Consider the following 20034-nt stretch of genomic DNA (forward strand, 5'->3'; position numbering starts at 1 on the left):
TATGGTAATACTGGAATGATTACTTTTACCAATATCTAATTGTTTCGAAAAATGAAAACCCCAGTATCTATTTTCTTTTTTATACTATGTATCTTAAATTTTGTGTCTGCTCAAGAAATTTCTCAAAAAGGAAATACTGATTTTACAATAGCTTTTGGAAGTTGCAATAAACAAAATAGTCCTCAACCATTTTGGGAAGAAATTCTAAAGAACGGACCCGATGTTTTTATTTGGGGAGGAGATAATATTTATGGTGATTCTGATGATATGTCTAAAATTGCTGATGATTATAAAATTCAGAATAATAATTTGGGATATCAAAAATTAAAAAGTAAAGTTCCCGTAATGGCCACCTGGGATGATCACGATTATGGCAAAAATGATGTAGGTGCAGAATGGCATAAGAAAAAAGAAAGTCAACAATTATTTCTTGATTTTATGGGCGTTGATAAAGATGATCAAAGAAGACAGCAGGAAGGAATATATACATCTCATTTTTTTGAAACTTCTAAAGGTAGCATTAAGGTGATGATATTAGATACTCGATATTTTAGAGATTCACTTCGTAAAGATATTACAGGAAAAAAACGTTATGTACCTAATGATAACCTGAAGAGAACAATACTGGGTAAAAAGCAATGGATATGGTTAGAGAAAGAATTAAAATCTAGTCAAGCAGATTTTAATGTCCTTGTTAGTAGTATTCAGTTTTTATCCGGAGAACACGGATGGGAAAGTTGGGCTAATTTTCCGAATGAAGTATTAAAATTAGAAGAATTAATATCAAAAACAGAGGCTAAGAATTGTGTGATCTTAAGTGGTGATCGTCATATTTCAGAATTTTCAAAAAAGAATATATCTACTATTCCTTACCCTTTAATTGATTTTACTTCTAGCGGGTTAACGCATGCATATTCTAAATATAGTGGAGAACCTAATCAATATAGAACTGGAAAAGTGATTGCTATTCCAAGTTTTGGTATCTTAAAATTTGATTTTGACAGGAAATTAGTAACCATGCAAATGCGAGGAACTAGTAACGCCTTACTACAAGAAATAAAGCAAGAGTATTTAAAAAAATAGAATAATTAAATTCGATTTTATAAAAGACAGTACTTTCTTAGGATTTTTATTGTTTTTGATGCTTTTATATATACTTTTGCACAAAATTTTGCATTTGACATTAATAGTCAAAAAGATAATTAAAAATCAATTTCCTTAACTAGGAGATAGGATAAAAACCAAACTTTAAAAATGGCAACAAATAGAACTTTTACAATGCTTAAGCCGGATGCGGTAAGAAAAGGATACATCGGTGCAATCCTTGAACAGATAACTGCTTCAGGTTTTAGAATTGTAGCAATGAAATTAACACAGTTAACTACTGATGATGCTAAAGCTTTTTATGCGGTGCATAGTGAGCGTCCTTTTTATGGAGAGTTAGTAGAATATATGACTAGTGGTCCAATAGTAGCAGCAATTCTTGAAAAAGAGAATGCTGTTGAAGATTTTAGAACTTTAATTGGAGCTACGAATCCAGAAGAAGCTGCTGAAGGAACTATCCGTAAGAAATTTGCTACTTCTATTAGCGAAAATGCTGTACACGGAAGTGATAGTGATGATAATGCTGCTATAGAAGGAGCTTTCCATTTTTCAGGAAGAGAGCAATTCTAAGAAAATTACATTATATAATGTTTAAAAAAGAGGTGTTGAATTCAGCACCTCTTTTTTTGTAAAATAAACTTATTTATATTCTTTTTTCAGGAATAAGAGGTTACCAAAAAATCCTAAAACTAATATTAGGAGTAATGCCCAATGCTACAATATCAGAGTTTATAAATCGATTGTCTAAAGAGTTGGTTGTTCTAAATTCTCGATTTAGAAGGTTTTCTCTATCATATAGATTCAATACAGAAAGTCCTAATCGATATTTAGTATTAGGATTAGCTCCAATTTTAAAATCATATATTGCAGAAAAATCAAGACGATGGTATATTGGCAAGTTATTTCCATTGATTTCTCCAAAATCCAGTACTACCAAATTTCCATTTTCATCTACGCCATCTACATTAGTAAACGCTTTACCAGTATGCCATAACCAGCCTAATGAGAATTGAAAGTTATTAACTTTATAAAAGTGAGACCATTTAACAGTATGTTCTATGTTCCAATTACCAGGAAAAGATTGATTGTTATTAATGTCTTCAAATTTGTTTTTAGTGTTAATGTAGGAGTAACTCACCCAGGTTTTATAATTGTTAAATCGTTTCTTTAGGAAAAGATCAACTCCATAAACTCTACTTTCACCGGTGTGATAGGTGTTATCAATTGGGTTTATAAATCCTGCGGTTAGGGAAGTTATATCATCTATCTGCTTGTAATAAGTATCTATGTCAAAATACCATTTGTGTTTTTTAAAGCTACTTCCCAAAGTAAATTGGTAGCTGGTTATTACAGGAAATTGCTCTTTGTTGGATAAGGTCCAAACCTGATTCTCTAGAGATAGATCACTTACCACGGATTCTCTTATTTGGCTAACAGCTTGACTTCTGTATTCTCCTGTAGCATTAATTTCCCAAGATTTAGAGAGGTTTTTTTGTATAAAGATTCTAGGTTCTATAAATGATTGATTCAGTTCTGCATAATTATTAAATCTTACGCCCATAGAAAGGTATAAGTTTTTTGGTATTTCATATTTATACTCACCGTATATGGAGTGTGTATTAAGAAGGCGATTGTCTTGATCCAGAATCAATTCATATGTTGGTGTTGTTGTAACAAATGCATATTTAATAGTGTTATTAGAGAATTGATACCCGCCTAAAATTGTATGATATTGAGATAAAGAATATGTTACATCAATAGCAGCTCCTAAGTCTTTTACACTGTTCTTCTTACTTTCTGTTTCTATAATGTTTCCAGACTCACCTGTAATAAATTGATAATTTAATAGATACCTCGTATAATATCCACTGGTTTTAAGGTTAAAGCCATTATTCGATTGATGTTTCCAGCTAAGGTTATATCCTTCATTCTCCGTAATTAAATTATCATTAAAAGACATTAGGTTATCACTTCGTTTAAAATCAAGATCATTTTTACTGTAAAGCGCATTGGCTTCTATTTTATCAAAATCAGAAATTTTCGCGATTAGGTTGGCATTATAGTCTTCATAGAAAAAATCATTTTTTGCATCATTAAGTTCGATAGTTTCTGCAATTGTAGTATTTTGAAAAACTCGATCAGCAAACTGTTTATATGTAAAAGTTTCTAGAATATCGGTGTATGATCTTCTACCAGATATTTGTAATGAGACCTTGTCTTTGATAATTGGAGTATGAATAACTGCGTCTGAATTAATCAAATTAAAACCGGCTCCTCCAGAAAACCGATTAGCAATTTTATCTTCAGTCTTGATATCGATTATTCCAGAAATCCGATCTCCATATTGAGCGCTTACTCCACTTTTAGAAAAATCTACTTCTTTTACCACATAGGGGTTAAAAGCTGATATCATGCCAAAAAGATGTCCTTGATGATATGTTTTAATACCATTCCAGAGTACTAAGTTTTGATTAGGAGCACTACCTCTAACATATAACCCTGATGCTGTTTCGAAAGGGCTGTTGACACCAGGAGTTAATTGAATACTTTGTAAAATATCTGGCTCCGTAAGACCAGGAAGTATTTCTATATCTTCTAGATTTATATTAACTACACGCTTATTTTGAGTAATTCCCTTGGTAAGATACTCTTGTATAACAACTTCATCAAGGGTTTCAATAGCATTAATTAAGTATATATTGGTACATTTGGTATTGGTAAATTCGGATGAGTTTAAAACTTTTTGTCTAAATCCTGGTGCACTTATTAGAATAGGAGTATTAAAGGGTACTTCTTGGTTTTCAAAATAACCTTGATCATTAGTAGTAGTATTTGTTCTAGACCCTTTAAAGAATACTCTTATTCTCTCTAAAGGTTCATTACTTTCATTATAAATATAACCACAAATTGAAATAGTATCTGTTTTAGAATATTTTCTAATGGTGATGAAATTTTTTCCAGTAATTTCAAATTTTAGCTGCGTTTGTTTTTGCAGTAAATCAATTACTTCTTCTAAAGTAGTTTTTACACTTGTCTGTAAAGAAATTGGTTTATTTATAATCGTAGCATCTATATAAGAAAATTTGATTTTAAATTGTTTTTCGATAGAAGGGATTATTTGGGATAGCGCTTCATTTTTTGCATTGATAATAGTTGTTTCTTCTTGCGAAAAAACAGACATTCCCCAGAAAAGTATGCAAACACATAAAAATCTTGTCATTCTCTTATTTATCTAATACCACTGTTTTTTGGTCTTGCAATAATTTGTATTGTAAACCTAAGGTACTAAAAACTGTTTTAAGAGCAACTTCTATATCATTATTAGGAAAAGTTCCTGTATAGATTGTTTTGGTGTCAATTCCATTCGTATCGATAGAGATATTATACTGATCTTCCAATTCTATAAATACATATTTTAATGGTACACTTTTAAATGAACTGGTATTACTAATCCAAGAAGGTTCTAAAGCTTCTAACACCCAGTTCTCAGAAGCGATTTTAGCAATTTTTCTATAACCTTTCCCCGCTGTAAGTATAGTGTTTTCATCTCCTCGAGTAACATTAACTTTACCTTCATAGCATACCGCTTCGAAATAAGAAGATAGCGATTGTACGTTAAATTCTGTACCAAGTACGGTAACATCTCCATTTGTGGTAGTAACCGTAAATTTGCTTCCTTTTTTTACTTTAAAATACGCTTCTCCTTCTAAGGATATTATTCTATTGTTTTCCCAATCATTTTTGTTAAAAGTAGCTTCTGATTTCGCATTCAATATCATTTCCGAACCATCTGGTAATGTAACAGCTAATTGTTCTCCATATGAAGTGGTAAAAGAGTTGCTTGATTTAAAAAAGAAAAAACCAAATAGTATAGCAATTGAGGCTGCAACAGCCATAGCTGGCCATAGTTTAATAACCGGTTTCTTATGCTGCTTTAAAGAAGTTTGTTTGTTAGATTTAATATTATTTAATGCGGTATCTAAATCATACGGTATTAATTCCAGAGTGTCTGCACCAGCCATAATCTTAGCGTAATGATCATATTCCGGATGAGATTGAAACTCACGAAGTTCCTCTGGAGAAAGCTCTCCATTAATCCATCTGGATAAGAATATATCATCTTTTTTATCGTCCAACATAACTTGTCTGTATATAATAGAAACGTTTTATTATCTAATAACCCTACCCCTATATTTATTTTTTTTCAAAACGATCTAGTGGTTTACTACCAGAAAACAATTATAAATCAAATATTTCCAATTTTTTTTCTTAGTGTTACCAATGCCTTATGCATTAATTTTTCAATTGCCTTTACTGATACATTAGATAATTCAGCAATTTCTCTATATGTTTTTTTATCGATTCTACTAAGTAAAAAAACTTCTCGTTGCCTGTCAGGTAAATCAGCTATAGCATTTTTTAATTTCTCCATATATTCTTTTTCGAGCATAACAAATTCTGGAGATTCATTAGTCACATCACTTTTTCTTTTTGTAATATAATTTTGATGTTTAAACTTTACCTGTTGATGTCTAGCATTACTAATTCCCAAATTAGTAGCAATCGTATAGACGTAACTTTTTGCTTTGTCTAAAGAAACCTTTGCACAATTATTCCATAGTTTAATAAAAGAATCTTGTACGATATCTTCTGCTTGATCAAGATCTCCAAACTTATAGTATAGATAATTCCTCAAAAGTTTAGCATGACTTTTGAAAAATTCATTAAAGACTTGTTCGTCACAAGTAGTGTTTTTACTATCAGACATTTGGGGGATTTATTTAGTGCCAAAACTAGATTTTTTTCTGATACCAAAAAAAATAAATCATAAAAAAAATAAAAGCTGGGGTGGGGTAGGATGATTGATTAGCGTTTTACTAGTGTTATAACACACAGAATATCTCAATTGAGTTTTACTTAATCTTTAATTAAAAAATTAAAATGAAAAATCTTAAAATTCTTAGCCTACTTATGCTAGGGCTTGTGCTAACATTTACTTCTTGTGAAGAAACTGATGATGGTGATTCAACCACCGATTGTCCTGAATTATCTTTTGAAAGAGATGGTGGGAAATTAATTGCAAATTTTGAAGAAATAAACAGTTTGGATGTTTACGAGTGGTTTGTAAACGATGAATTGGTAGAAACCGAAAGTTTAGAAAATCAACGTGATAATATATTAGATATTTCGGAATATAATCCTGGAACTTATACTGTTTGTATAAAGGCAGAGACTCCAGATTGTCCTAATGGAGTAGAATTTTGTAAAGAAATAGTTGTTGGAGAAGACATGGAAGGTTGCCCAGAACTAAAATTTACCAGAGATGGAGAATATCTAATTGCAGATTTTGAAGGTATCGATACATTAGAATTTTATGCTTGGCAGATTTCAGGGGAAACTCTGGGTAATGAAACTATCATAGAAAATGAAGGAACCGATAACCAAGGAGATAATAAATTCTCACTTGCTAATTTAGAAGAAGGGACATACACTGTCTGTTTAATTTCAGAAAGTCCTACTTGTACTAGTACAGAATATTGCGAAGAAATAACTATAGATGGTGACGGACAGGATTCTTGTCCAGATCTTTCGGTTAGCTCAGAAGGAGGTATCGTTATTGCTACTATTAATGGTACCGATAATATCGATTTATTTAAATGGTATGTAAACAATCAACTTATTGGATCAGATGAGTTACAGATTCAAGGTGGAGTTGTAACATTAGATCTTAGTGATTACAATCCAGGTTCTTATGAAGTTTGTGTGAAATTTAATTCTAATGATTGCTCTCAAGGAATCGAAGCTTGCGTATCAGCTCAGGTAACAGATGATAATAATAGTGGTGATGACTGTCCAGATTTATCATTCATTGAAGAGGGAACATTAATGTTTGCTAATTTTTCTGGAATAGACCAATTGGACGTGTATGAATGGTTTGTGGACGGAGTATTGGTAGAAACCGAAAGTTTACAGAGTCAGGATAGAGATAATAAACTTGATTTATCATCGTATAATCCTGGAACTTATACAGTTTGTATCAAAGCAGAAACTAACGAATGTCCTAATGGCACAGAATTTTGTAGAGATGTAGTAATTCCAGAACCACAGCCAGTAGATTGTTCAGTATTTAAGCTGGAATATATAGCAACAAATGGAGCTGAATTTGTAAATGCTAATGGAGTTATTCTATTTGGATTAGAGGGTAATTCTGTAGTGTGGGAAATTGATGGAACTCAAATTAATCCTACAACTACAACAGGACATTTTATCATATTAAAAAATCACCTTAGTCAAGCAGGAAAGTATGAGATTTGCTATAAGGCGGAGTCAACTGAATGTGGAGCACTACAAGAGTGTATCGAAGTTGATTTTCAAGGATTGTAATATGAATAATAAATGTTCTTAATAGATCATAGTTCATAATTTTAAAGAATGAGGTTGTATTGATATACAACCTCATTTTTTTATTCTAAAAATGACTTTTAACATTTTTTTTGAAGGAAGGGGTAGGGTATTCTTTTTTAGCTGCGTTTCATAATTGTAGGGCTGATAAAAAAGGTTCTAAACAATTAATTATTGACAACCCCTAAAAATTATAATGATGAAAAAACTTAGTATTTGGTATGTAATGATTTTTGCATTACTGTTAGGAATTATTTCTTGTGAAGAGATTGAAGAATTAGAAAATTGTCCAGATGTTACTATTAATGTAGACAATGTTTCTGGAAGCGCAGTTTATCGATTTGCAGCTCAATTTGATGGTATCGAAGATGTAAGACTTACTTGGTCTATTGATGGTGAAGAAATAGATACTGGTAACTTAAGCGATATAGCAAATCAGATTTTTGAATATCAGTTTGAAGAAGGAACATATACTGTTTGCGTAAAAGTAGCAAGCGATACTTGTCCTATAGAAGTGTGTAAAGAAATTGAAGTCGATGTTGATGAAACTGATCCTTGTCCGGATTTGTTTTTTGAAGCAAGACAGTACGAAAGACCAAATAAGTATAAGTTTATTGCAGATTTCCCAGGGATTGAAGATGTTCGTTATGAGTGGTTTATCAATGGAGAAGTGGTGGATAATGATAATCAGAATGATGATAACTATTTATTTTGGGAATTTAATGAACCTGGTAGTTATGAAGTATGTATTAAAACAGAAACTCCAGATTGTCCTAATGGAACTTCTTATTGCAAGACTATTGAAATAGAAGAGACAGATATAGACGAAGAATGTCCTGAGTTATTTTTTATTGCAGAACAAGATGGAGATAATCCAGCATATTATTTTCAAGTAGAGTTTGAAGGAGCTGATCAAGTAGAATGGTTAGGATGGTATATTGATGGAGAGTTTGTAGAAGATTCAAATAATGGAGATAACAATAGATTCTATTATCAATTTGCTCCAGGAAGATATGAAGTATGTTTAAAAACAGAAACTCCAGAATGTCCAGAAGGAACTTCTTATTGTAAAATTATTGAAATTGAAGGTGATACTAGTGTTTGTCCAGAATTGTTCTTTGAAGCAGAACAAGATGGAGATAATCCAGCATATTACTTTTACCCAAACGCTTTTGAAGGTATCGACGATGTAACACTAGAATGGTCCGTTAATGGGGATTATGTAGGAGCAAGTTCTGGTCATAACGATCCTTTTTATTATCAATTTGGTACAGGTAGTTTTGAGGTGTGTCTTTCTGTAGAAACTCCAGAATGTCCAGAAGGAGTAACATTTTGTAAAGTAATTGAAATAGAAGGATCAGGAAATGATTGCCCTGATTTATTTTTTAGTATTGAACAAGAAGGCAATACTCCAGGATATAATTTTTGGGCAGAATTCGAAGGAATGAGTAATGTTAGCTACGAATGGTTGATCAATGGTGATGTCGTAGATTCTGAAACAATGAACAGTAATGATAGAGATAATTATCTATACTATCAATTTGGAACCGGAACATATGAGATCTGTATTATAACAGAAACACCGGATTGTCCAAATGGTGTAACATTTTGTAAAACATTAGTCATAGAATAGTACAGTTAGTTAGGTTAGATTAATTAGGTTGATTCCCTGGAAGCATTGTCATTCTTTCAGGGAATTTTGTTTATACGCATAAGATATGTTAGATTGTAACCTAAAATAAACGAATAATTTATTTTAATTAAGGGTAGGGTAGACTGATTTTCAGACGTTTTACTTATATAAATGCAAATTATTTTGAAGAATTTCAATACTTATATACGATTATATGCATTGCTAATAATGATTTCATTCTTTAGTAGTTGTGTAAATGATGATTCGTTTCTTCCTGAAGAAAACACCGGTAATGTAATATCAAGTACCGCTTTGGTTACGGTTCTTAATAATTTTGATAGTGTCGCTAATTTCCCTACAGAGAACGAGCAGTGCTTTAGGTTTGTATATCCGATTACACTTGGTTATAATACGGATTCTACTATTAGAGTAGAGAGTTATGATGGATTAGTAGATGTCATTTCAAGTCAAGGTGCTAATTTTAATGTTACTGGATTAGAATTTCCGATTAATATAATTTTTAAGAATACAGATGTCACTATATCCATTATAAATGAAATAGCTTTATTAAATGTTTTAAGTGAATGTGAGTTTGACACAATCAGAGATGATTTTGATCAATTTTTTGATGGATGCTTTACGTTTGATTATCCGGTAACTTTATTTAATAATGCTGGAGAAGAAACTGAAATTACAACGGATGATACATTTCAGACTTTTTATCAAGAGCAAGGAATAGCTTATCAGCCTAGTTTTAAATTTCCATTAAATGTATTAGTGTCGCCAAATTTTGAAAGTACTGAAATAGAGACGTATTTTGGGTTCTATAGATTAATAGAATCTTGTGAAAGTAGATGTCCAAACCTTAGTTTTTCCTTCGAGTTAACAGACCAATTTAATTTGGGATATCAATTTACTGCTGATTTTCCGGATATAGAAGTAGTAGGAACGTATGATTGGTTTGTAGATGGCCAATTTATTGAGAGTGATGGCCCAAATAATCAAGGCGATAATTTATTGATGCGTGATTTTGGATCATCTGGAACTTATGAGGTTTGTATAAAAGCAGAAACTCCTAATTGTCCAGAAGGAATAGAGTTTTGTAAGCAGATCGATGTTGCTGAGGTTTGTCCAGAATTATTTTTTGATTTTGAACAAGAACAAGGAACACTAGCGTATACTTTTACATCAAGTTTTTCTGGGATAGAAGAATTAGGTTATCAATGGTATATAGATGACCAGCTTATAGAAGAAGATGGAGGAGCTAATGGAGATAATATATTGTCTTCTAATTTATCACCTGGAGTACGTGAGGTGTGTATAAGAACAGAAACTCCTTCTTGTCCTAATGGAACTGAGTATTGTAAAGAAATAACTGTAGAACCAATCTGTCCTAATTTATTTTTCACTTTAGAACAAGAAGGAAATACAACAAGCTATAATTTTACTGCAGAATTTGGAAATATTGACACAATAACATATCAATGGGAAATAGATGGGGATGTTATAGAACAAGATGGTGGACAAAGTGGAGATAATATATTCTTTTTTCAATTCGATCCTGGGTCATATGAGATCTGTATTAGGACCACAACTGATACTTGTCCAGATGGAACTGAATTTTGTGAACAGTTAGTGATCGAGTAAATCGCATTTTTTAAAGATTCAAAAGTGCATAAGTAATAATATTTTATATTCTATTTTTTCAATTTGATAGTAATCCTTTGATGATTTTTTGGATTAGATAATTCTTTCCGCGTAAGTGCTAAATTTATAGAAAACACCCGGTGTTTCAGTAATTTTGTAATAAAGTAAAGGAATATGAGATACCACACTAGGAAGATTGTAAAACCGGGAGATTTAAATCCTAATGAGACATTATTTGGAGGGAGATTGTTGGAATGGATTGACGAAGAAGCAGCACTATATGCAGTTATTCAGTTAGAAAGTAAGAAAGTTGTTACCAAGTTTATGTCCGAAATTAATTTTGTAAGCTCAGCTGTACAAGGTGATATTGTAGAGATAGGAATGGATGTTGTTAAATTTGGAAGTTCATCCTTAGTATTGACTTGCGAGGTTAGGAATAAGTTAACTCGTAAAACAATCATTAAAGTTGAAAAGATTACGATGGTTAATCTTAACGAGAGTGGTAAACCTACACCGCACGGTAAGACCAAAATAGAATTTGTAAGAGATAGGCTAGCTCAAAACTAATACTTTTTAGTATTAGGATGTAATTTGACTAAACAGAAGTTACCTTTCTTAGATAACTTCTGTTTTTTAGTTGTTTAATTAATTACCATAATAAGCTTCACATTCAGAAGACATATCATAAAACCAAGTTTCTGGTTTATCGCAGTTTTCATAATTAATACCTCCACTAATCACTTTTTTCTGATCTTTTTTTAATAATGTAATTCCTTCTAAATTTAGCATGTCTTTTAACATAATGAAATGATTTGAATGATTTATACTAAGTATTAATAACATTAAAGAAGAATATGTTACTAGGTAAAAGGAGGGAAAAAGTAGTATTTTAACAAAAGATTTGCACGAAAGTAGTGTTCGCTATCTAAGAACAATCTTTTTAATGAGTGAACGTCCTAAAGCTTCATTTAGATTGGTAATAATCTTTTCTTTACCGTAGCTTAATTCTTCTCTAAGAACAGAAGAGGTAAGTTCTATATATAAGGTTTCACGATCAAGTTTGATATTTCTTGTGTATTTGTTTATGGCAGGTCCCATGATTTGTTCCCAAACATCACGCACTTCTACTTTATCCAGCCCTTTCTGGAGTTTGTTTTCATTTACGAATTCTTTGAGCACATCACTAATACTTAGGTGATCATTTTGCCTTTTTGCCATTTATAATTCAAGCTTTTTATATGGTTTGTAAAAGTATAGATTTCCAGCTTCATTCTTTATAATTAATTGGTTTTCTTTTGCAGAGACAAGTGTTTCTTTCCATTTTGATAATGGAGTCGTGTAATATATCCTTAGACTATCATTCTCTATCTCCAATGTAAAAAATTCTCTATCTTTCGTAGTTATAAAATTACCATCTAATTGAGGTTGTACTTTTTTACGAATCCCTTTTTTATCTTTCACTTCGAAATAATCAATACTTTGATTAAAATTATATTGTTTTTCGATGCCGTCATATGTAATTACCTTTTCTATTTCCCAATAACCTGAGATATGTTTTGTAAACGTTTCGGGATTAGGTTTGGAACAAGAAGTTATTATAAGGATGAATATGAATAGACCATTTTTTAGCATAAAGATCGTTTTTTATTTAATTAGGAATCTAGTTTAATAATCTTATAGGATTGTGATATCTTTTTTACAACACTTTCCGTTCGATCAGGGTGCGTATCACTAATAAAAAGTTGTCCAAAGTTTTGATCATCTACTAGTTGTATAATATGTTCTACACGTTTTTCATCTAACTTATCAAAAATATCATCTAATAGTAATAAAGGATTTACCTTACTTTGTTTTTTAATAAAATCAAATTGTGCCAGTTTTAAAGCAATTAAAAATGATTTTTGCTGCCCCTGACTTCCAAATTTTTTTATAGGATATCCTTCAATTTCAAAAGATAGGTCATCTTTATGAACACCAACACTTGTATATTGTAACATTCTATCTTTTGAGAGGTTTTGTTCCAATAATGTTAATAGATTATTTTCAGATAATTTACTTTGATAACGTAATGATACGGATTCTTTACCTGAGCTAATAGCCTCATAACGTTCTATGAATATTGGGATGAATGTTTCAAGAAAAGCAGTTCTTTTTTGAAATATGGAATTACCAAGTTCATTTAATTGTTGATTGTATATTTCTAAAGTAGTAGTGTCAAAGGTGTTATTAGCAGCAAAATACTTCAAAAGTGAATTTCGTTGAGAAACTACTTTAGAATATTTTAATAATGTGGATAGATATGCTGTATCACTCTGAGAAATCACACCATCTATAAACTTACGACGAGTATCACTTCCATCGGTTATAAGATCTCTATCGGCTGGAGAAATAATCACTAGAGGAAGAAAACCTATATGTTCACTAAAAGTATCATACGCCTTACCATTTCGTTTAATTACTTTCTTCTGTCCGCGTTTAGCACTTACAATTACTTTTTCTTCACGATCAGATTTTTCATAGCGTCCTTCTACCACGAAAAAATCAGTACCATGTTTAATATTTTGACCGGTAATAGGATTAAAATAACTTTTTCCAAAAGATAAATGATAGATAGCATCCAGAATATTAGTTTTTCCTACTCCATTGTGTCCAACAAGGCAATTAATCTTAACATCAAAATCGAAATTCTCCGATTCAAAATTTTTGTAATTGATTAAAGAAAGTGATTTTAGAATCATAAATTACTGATCGTCAGCAAGTAGCGACTTTTTAGAAATTCTCAAATAAGAAGTGCAAAATATTGAAAAATAACAAATATTTTCGCTTTTAATTATGAATAAAAATTTTATTTTTGCCGTTCATTAAATATAATTTATGGCAACTTATAAGAAACGAGGATACAAACCAAAAAATAAAGCAGAAGAGGTAGAGCAATTAGAAGACAATTCTACAACTGCTGAGGTATTTAATACTTTGGATGAAGGTGCTTCCCGAACTGAAGAATGGGTTGCTGCTAATCAAAAGTATATATTTATCATTGTTGGTGCTATTGCCGCTGTAGTATTAGGATATCTTGGATATCAGAAATATGTTCAGGAGCCTAAAGAATTAGAAGCTTCTAATGAAATGTTCAAAGCGCAACAATATTTTGATAATGCAGTAAATGGAAACACCACTGTTAGTGATTCTTTATATACATTAGCTCTTAACGGAGGAGAAGGGAAATACGGATTCTTAGAGATCATTGAAAATTATGGTGGTACTAAGGCAGCTAATCTTGCTAATTATTATGCAGGATTCTCTTATTTAAATATGAAAAAATATCAAGAAGCTATTGATCATCTTGATAAATTTAAGAGTGATGACGAAATGTTAGGACCGCTAGCACTAGGAGGAATAGGTGATGCTTTTGCTCAATTAGATCAGACGGGAGAAGCTTTATCGTATTATGAAAGAGCCGCAAAAGCTAAGAGCAACGAATTTACGACTCCTAAGTTTTTATTAAAATCTGCTGTAACTGCAATATCATTAGGGAAACCGGAATTAGCAGTTACTTATTTAGAAAGAATTAAAGAAGAGTTTTCTAAAAGTGTTGAGGCTAACCAAGCGGATGTACATTTAGGAAGAGCTCAAGGAATGCTTAAGTAGTATTCATAGTTGTTCGGTCATAGTTTTTGCGGTAGTATTAATTTACAGTAGGCACTATCAACTTTTCAACAATAAACCATTAAATAAAATGGCTACAGAAAATAAAAATTTATCTCAATACGATAAAACAACAATCCCAAATTCGAAAAATTTTCGGTTTGGGATTGTTGTTTCGGAATGGAATGATACCATTACCGAAGGACTTTTTCAAGGCGCATTTGACGCGTTAATAGATTGTGGAGCTATCAAGGATAATATTGTGCGATGGAATGTTCCTGGTAGTTTTGAACTTATCTATGGGTGCAAGAAAATGCAAGAATCGTATGATATGTTAGATGCCGTAATTGCAATCGGGAGTGTAATTCAGGGAGAAACTAAGCATTTTGATTTTGTATGCGATGGAGTTACTCAAGGAATTAAAGACCTAAATATCCAAAATGATATTCCTGTTATATTTTGTGTACTTACAGATAATAATATCCAACAATCTATTGATAGATCTGGAGGTAAACACGGTAATAAAGGAACAGAAGCAGCTATCGCTGCTATAAAAATGGCTCAGTTGCGCAAAGATGCAAAGTTTTAATTGATCTTGAGTATACTAGCTTATATCATTATATTCTTTTCTTAATTCAAAAACGGCATCATACTTGCTGTTCATATTTTCAATGTTATTGTAATGCTAAAAGCTTTAGATTACTATGCATTTTAAGTATATTTGAATAATATAAAAAGAAAGGAGCATCACGTGAAATTAAGTATCCCTAAAAGAAAAACTAATCGCAGGTATAACTACACTCCCCGATATTATAAGGGAAAGAGTGATGGTAATATCTATGATTTCGAAAATAGAATTACTAAATATCGCGATACTAGAAATGCAATTGACTTTGGCTCTCAATGGAGTGAGGATCGAAAAGCTAGTAGAAATAGAGGCAATCGAGAAATAAATAAAAGAGTCATTTATGTCGCATTTGTGTTAATCTTCATTTTTTTATATTTAATTGATTTTGATTTATCCATATTTACTGCCCGACAATAAATGTCAGATATCATACAACTATTACCGGATCACGTAGCCAATCAAATAGCTGCCGGAGAGGTAGTGCAGAGACCTGCTTCTGTAGTAAAAGAACTATTAGAAAATGCAATTGATGCTAAGGCTGAGCATATCAAATTAATAATTAAAGAGGCTGGAAAAACACTTATTCAAGTAATTGATGATGGAGTAGGGATGAGTGTTACAGATGCGCGACTTAGTTTTGAGCGTCATGCCACTTCTAAAATAAAATCAGCAGAAGACCTTTTCCAATTAAATACAAAAGGATTTAGGGGAGAGGCACTTGCTTCAATTGCAGCTATTGCTCATGTCGAGTTAAAGACTAAGCAGGAAAATGATGAGGTTGGAACTGAAATAAAGATAGAAGGGAGTGAAGTGACTTCTCAGGAAGTTTGTGTTACTCCGAAAGGAACTTCTATATGTGTTAAGAACTTGTTTTATAATATTCCGGCAAGACGAAATTTTTTAAAATCAAATACTGTAGAACTTCGACATATAATTGATGAATTTCATCGAGTAGCTATGGTACATCCAGATATTAAGTTTGATATGTATCATAATGGAAGTGAGGTTTTTAGTCTACCGGCAGCAAATCATCGCCAGAGAATAGTACATATTTTTGGAGGAAAAACGAATGAGAAATTGGTTCCGATTGATGAGGAAACTGATTTAGTAAGTATTACCGGGTTTGTCTGTAAACCTGAATATGCAAAAAGAACTAGAGGTGAACAATTCTTTTTTGTAAATAATAGATTTATTAAAAGTGCATATCTTAACCATGGAGTAAATTCAGCTTTTGAAGGATTGTTAAAAGAAAAAACACATCCAAGTTATTTTATTTATCTCACAGTAGATCCAACCTCTATAGATATTAATATTCATCCGACAAAAACTGAAATTAAGTTTGATGATGAGCACGCATTATATGCAATGTTACGTTCTACAATTAAACATAGTTTAGGGCAATTTAATGTAGCTCCTGTTTTAGATTTTAATAGAGATTCTTCCATGGATACTCCATATGAGTATAAAAGTAAAATGGCCCAAACACCCACTATAGAGGTAGACAGAAGTTTTAACCCTTTTAAGGAGGATAAAAAAGAAGATTCATCTTTTTCATCTACAAAGAACTATAATAATTTAAAAAAAGAATCAGCAGGTAGTTGGGAAAATTTATATGCTGGTTTGGATACAACCGAAATACACTCTAAACAAACAGAGAGTGAGTTTTCTTCCATTCAATTTGAGAGTTCCGAAGTAACAGGTTCGTTATTTGATGGAGATCAGCAGACAGAATTAGAGCATAATACTACATACCAGTTGAGAAAGAAGTATATTATTACTACAATTAAAAGTGGAATGGTAATAATACACCAAAATAGAGCACATCAGCGAGTACTTTATGAAGAGGTACTACGTAATATTACTATGGCGAGTGCTGTTAGTCAGCAATTGCTGTTTCCATTAAAATTGTCTTTTTCTAAACAAGAAATACAATTATTAAAGGAGGTTCAGGAGCAGTTAGAAAATACAGGGTTTGTTTTTGGAGAAATTACAGATGGAGAGGTTTCGATATCAGGTATACCTACAGTTACAACAGAAAGTGAAGTTTCGGTACTGTTAGAAAAATTAATTAGTGATATCGAACAAGAAGTTCCAGATAGTGGATTCTCTTTAACTGATCTTTTAGCAAGATCTATTTCAGGAAGTATTGCAGTAAGAACTGGTGTTAATTTAGGGAAAGAGCAATTGCAGCATATAGTAAATAGTCTTTTTGCTTGCACAGAACCAACAGTAACACCAGATAATAAGCCAACATTCATCACGTTAACAGTAGATGATATAGATAAAAAATTTTAAAAGTACATGGGGAGAATTACAGATACAGTAAAAACTTTATTAATAATTAATGTAATCTTTTTTATAGGTGCATTAACTCTCGGAGATACAGCTTTTAGATTATTTGCATTGTGGTTCCCGAAAAATGATAATTTTCAAATATGGCAGATTGTTACGCATATGTTTATGCATAGCCAGTCAACATTTACGCATATTCTTTTTAATATGTTTATGTTATATATGTTTGGAAGTCATTTAGAAAATTCGGTTGGACAGAAAAAGTTTTTGTTTTTATATTTTTCTTCTGGGCTAGGCGCAGCAGGTTTGCAAATTTTGTTTACTTATTTCCAGTTTTTACCAGGATATCAAGCGTATCAGGAGGCAGGATTTACTGTTTTAGAGATAAAAGAATTTTTGAATAACACATTGGCAACAGGGAAGTATACGGTATATCCAAATATATCGCAAGAAGTAACTGAACAAATGATTGGTTCATACTTAACTCCTATGGTGGGTGCTTCTGGAGCTATTTCTGGAGTTATAGTTGCTTTTGCTGTGTTATACCCTAATTTGCCATTATATCTAATGTTTATTCCAGTGCCGATAAAGGCTAAGTATATGGTTGCGGGATACTTTGCTTTAGACTTGTTTGGAGGAATAACTGGTCAAAGTATTTATGGGGCAACGAATGTTGCTCATTGGGCGCATATCGGTGGAGCAGTTATAGGGTTTATTACCATGTGGTACTGGAAAAAGAATTCGTTTAATCAAAATCGTTGGAATTAATGTCACAGATGGACGATTTAAAATTGAAGTTCAAGAGTTTTTCGATCATAGAAAAACTAATTACGGTTAATGTGGTGGTATTTATAGCATTTTATTTTATAAATACATTTGCATACTTATTTGATTCTTCCAGCGGATTTATAACGGATTGGTTCACTTTTCCGAAAGAGCTAGGAGAGTTTTTAACGAAACCTTGGTCAGTCGTTACGTATGCTTTTCTACATAGTGGGTTTTGGCATATTGCTTCTAACATGATTATCTTATACTTTTCTGGGAAATATTTTGTTTCTTATCTTACCGGAAAACGGGTGTTAACTGTTTATTTTTTAGGAGCAATTATGGGAGCAATATTTTATATGTTGTCATATAATTTATTTCCAGCATTCTCTAAAGTAGGTAGTTCCGTATTACTTGGAGCTTCTGCTTCTGTAATGGCTATTCTAATAGCTACCGCGGCTTATATACCGCATATGTCGGTTAGGTTAATGTTTATTGGGAGTGTTAAGTTCTGGTGGATTGCAACTTTTTTTGTGATATTAGATGTTATTCAAATACCTTCTGGGAATGCAGGTGGACATATAGCACATTTGGGAGGAGCTTTATTTGGTTATTTGTACGCTGTGCAACTTAAAAAAGGAAATGATATTGGAAGTGGTTTTGAGAAGTTTATGGATGCTACGGTAAGTATGTTTAAACCTAAAAAGAAGAGTCCTTTAAAAACAGTTCATAAAGCTAAGAAATCTAAAAATGCTGTTTCTAAAAAGCCTGGTGCACCCAAAATTAAGAACCCCAATCAAGCAGAAATAGACGCTATCTTGGATAAAATAAGTAAAAGTGGTTATGATAGCCTAACCAAGCAGGAAAAAGACTTTTTGTTTAAGGCGGGCAAAGATTAGGTATGAGAAAGCTGATAAATAAGATAGTGTTCTTTATCAATTCATTGGTAGCTTTTGCCTTATTGATATCTTATTTATTACCCTATGTCTCTCCTCAAACATTTCCTTTATTATCTGTCTTAAGTCTTGCTGTTCCTATATTGATTGTTGTTAATGCATTATTTTTATTGTATTGGGCAGTCCTTCTTAAGCGTAAAATGTTATTATCGTTAATTGTACTAGTATTGGGTATATCTCATATAACATCCTTATATAAGTTAAGTGGGAAATCGTCAGATAATACAGATAAAACACTTTCATTACTTAGTTATAATGTTCATGCATTTAATCGATTTAAATGGATTGATTCAGACGAAATACCAAAAGAGATTTCGGAATTAGTAAAAACCGAAAATCCTGACATTTTCTGTGCGCAGGAATTTTATAATAACCCTGATATAGATTTTACACAATATGATTATAAATATGATTATTTTCATCATCGCAGTAAAGAACTAGCATTAGTTATATTTTCTAAATTCCCTTTTATAAACAAGGGGTCATTAAGTTTTGAAAAAACCGCTAATAATGTCATTTTTGCTGATATTGTTACTGATATGGATACAGTAAGAGTCTATAATGTGCATTTGCAGTCACACGGCATTAGCACTAAAACAGATGATCTGGCAAAAGCGGATTCTCAAAAGTTATTAAAACGTATCCAGACTTCTTTTAAAAAACAACAAAGTCAAGCAGAGCAACTAATTGATCATATGAAGTCATCACCATATAAAAATATTGTAATGGGTGATTTTAATAATACTGCATATTCTTATATCTATGATAAAATAAAGTCAGAAGATTTGCAAGATACTTTTAAAGAAGCAGGTAAAGGCTTTGGGAAAACCTTTAATTTTGAGTTATTTCCAGCTAGAATTGATTTTATTTTAGTTCCAGATGATACAGAAGTAATTAGTTTTAAGAGCTATGATGTGGAGCTTTCGGATCATTATCCAATATCTTCTAGAATCAAGCTTTGA

General features: G+C 31.7%; 20 protein-coding genes. 13 read left to right on the plus strand and 7 right to left on the minus strand.

The annotated features are described in order from the left end of the window. Positions 1-51: 51 nt before the first annotated feature. Both J8L88_RS13730 and J8L88_RS13735 read left to right on the plus strand, forming a co-directional pair. Positions 52-1083 (plus strand): alkaline phosphatase D family protein, encoded by a 1032-nt coding sequence (locus tag J8L88_RS13730; protein WP_211060987.1) that lies wholly within the window; start codon positions 52-54, stop codon positions 1081-1083. Between the two features lie 171 nt (positions 1084-1254). Next, positions 1255-1674 (plus strand): nucleoside-diphosphate kinase, encoded by a 420-nt coding sequence (locus J8L88_RS13735; protein WP_027395629.1) that lies wholly within the window; start codon positions 1255-1257, stop codon positions 1672-1674. A gap of 100 nt (positions 1675-1774) precedes the next feature. Here J8L88_RS13735 and J8L88_RS13740 read toward each other — a convergent pair whose 3' ends face one another. From J8L88_RS13740 to J8L88_RS13750, 3 genes are all read right to left on the minus strand, one after another. After that, on the minus strand, positions 1775-4324 hold the full coding sequence (locus J8L88_RS13740) for a TonB-dependent receptor domain-containing protein (RefSeq protein ID WP_211060988.1): 2550 nt from the start codon (positions 4322-4324) through the stop codon (positions 1775-1777). A gap of 4 nt (positions 4325-4328) precedes the next feature. Further along, a complete protein-coding gene (locus J8L88_RS13745) occupies positions 4329-5243 on the minus strand; it encodes a FecR family protein (RefSeq protein WP_118386756.1) in 915 nt (304 codons plus the stop codon). A gap of 107 nt (positions 5244-5350) precedes the next feature. Then, positions 5351-5872 carry an RNA polymerase sigma factor gene (locus tag J8L88_RS13750; RefSeq protein WP_027395631.1) on the minus strand — a complete coding sequence of 174 codons (522 nt, stop codon included), beginning with the start codon at positions 5870-5872 and terminating at the stop codon, positions 5351-5353. A gap of 173 nt (positions 5873-6045) precedes the next feature. On the opposite strand from J8L88_RS13750, the gene J8L88_RS13755 reads away from it, so the two are divergent. The 4 genes from J8L88_RS13755 to J8L88_RS13770 all read left to right on the plus strand — a co-directional run bounded on the left by J8L88_RS13755 (position 6046) and on the right by J8L88_RS13770 (position 11353). Next, on the plus strand, positions 6046-7488 hold the full coding sequence (locus J8L88_RS13755; RefSeq protein WP_118386755.1) for a hypothetical protein: 1443 nt from the start codon (positions 6046-6048) through the stop codon (positions 7486-7488). A 217-nt stretch (positions 7489-7705) separates the two neighbouring features. Then, a complete protein-coding gene (locus J8L88_RS13760; RefSeq protein WP_211060989.1) occupies positions 7706-9139 on the plus strand; it encodes a hypothetical protein in 1434 nt (477 codons plus the stop codon). 183 nt (positions 9140-9322) lie between these two features. Then, positions 9323-10786 (plus strand): hypothetical protein, encoded by a 1464-nt coding sequence (locus J8L88_RS13765; protein WP_211060990.1) that lies wholly within the window; start codon positions 9323-9325, stop codon positions 10784-10786. Positions 10787-10960: 174 nt separating this feature from the next. Further along, positions 10961-11353 carry an acyl-CoA thioesterase gene (locus J8L88_RS13770; RefSeq protein ID WP_027395635.1) on the plus strand — a complete coding sequence of 131 codons (393 nt, stop codon included), beginning with the start codon at positions 10961-10963 and terminating at the stop codon, positions 11351-11353. 78 nt (positions 11354-11431) lie between these two features. Here J8L88_RS13770 and J8L88_RS13775 read toward each other — a convergent pair whose 3' ends face one another. From J8L88_RS13775 to J8L88_RS13790, 4 genes are all read right to left on the minus strand, one after another. Further along, positions 11432-11587 (minus strand): hypothetical protein, encoded by a 156-nt coding sequence (locus J8L88_RS13775; protein ID WP_155839791.1) that lies wholly within the window; start codon positions 11585-11587, stop codon positions 11432-11434. 120 nt (positions 11588-11707) lie between these two features. Further along, positions 11708-12004 (minus strand): DUF721 domain-containing protein, encoded by a 297-nt coding sequence (locus tag J8L88_RS13780; RefSeq protein WP_027395636.1) that lies wholly within the window; start codon positions 12002-12004, stop codon positions 11708-11710. Beyond that, complete coding sequence (locus J8L88_RS13785) at positions 12005-12418, minus strand: lipocalin family protein (protein WP_211060991.1); 414 nt, start codon at positions 12416-12418, stop codon at positions 12005-12007. It lies immediately after the preceding gene. 20 nt (positions 12419-12438) lie between these two features. Next, on the minus strand, positions 12439-13524 hold the full coding sequence (locus tag J8L88_RS13790) for a DNA replication/repair protein RecF (RefSeq protein WP_211060992.1): 1086 nt from the start codon (positions 13522-13524) through the stop codon (positions 12439-12441). A gap of 136 nt (positions 13525-13660) precedes the next feature. On the opposite strand from J8L88_RS13790, the gene J8L88_RS13795 reads away from it, so the two are divergent. From J8L88_RS13795 to J8L88_RS13825, 7 genes are all read left to right on the plus strand, one after another. Then, on the plus strand, positions 13661-14434 hold the full coding sequence (locus J8L88_RS13795; RefSeq protein ID WP_027395639.1) for a tetratricopeptide repeat protein: 774 nt from the start codon (positions 13661-13663) through the stop codon (positions 14432-14434). A gap of 88 nt (positions 14435-14522) precedes the next feature. Then, the gene (gene ribH, locus J8L88_RS13800) at positions 14523-15020 is read left to right on the plus strand and encodes a 6,7-dimethyl-8-ribityllumazine synthase (RefSeq protein ID WP_118386751.1); all 498 of its coding nucleotides are present in this window, start codon (positions 14523-14525) and stop codon (positions 15018-15020) included. Positions 15021-15182: 162 nt separating this feature from the next. Further along, positions 15183-15476 (plus strand): hypothetical protein, encoded by a 294-nt coding sequence (locus tag J8L88_RS13805; RefSeq protein WP_027395641.1) that lies wholly within the window; start codon positions 15183-15185, stop codon positions 15474-15476. After that, positions 15477-17354, plus strand: a complete 1878-nt coding sequence (gene mutL / locus J8L88_RS13810) for a DNA mismatch repair endonuclease MutL (RefSeq protein WP_211060993.1) — start codon at positions 15477-15479, stop codon at positions 17352-17354. A gap of 6 nt (positions 17355-17360) precedes the next feature. Then, a complete protein-coding gene (locus J8L88_RS13815) occupies positions 17361-18119 on the plus strand; it encodes a rhomboid family intramembrane serine protease (protein WP_027395643.1) in 759 nt (252 codons plus the stop codon). Beyond that, a complete protein-coding gene (locus J8L88_RS13820) occupies positions 18119-19015 on the plus strand; it encodes a rhomboid family intramembrane serine protease (protein ID WP_027395644.1) in 897 nt (298 codons plus the stop codon). The genes J8L88_RS13815 and J8L88_RS13820 overlap by 1 nt, the downstream gene beginning before the upstream one ends. A 2-nt stretch (positions 19016-19017) precedes the next feature. Next, complete coding sequence (locus J8L88_RS13825) at positions 19018-20034, plus strand: endonuclease/exonuclease/phosphatase family protein (protein WP_211060994.1); 1017 nt, start codon at positions 19018-19020, stop codon at positions 20032-20034.

This window comes from Aquimarina sp. MMG015, from assembly GCF_018100855.1.
GTDB classification, from domain to species: domain Bacteria; phylum Bacteroidota; class Bacteroidia; order Flavobacteriales; family Flavobacteriaceae; genus Aquimarina; species Aquimarina latercula.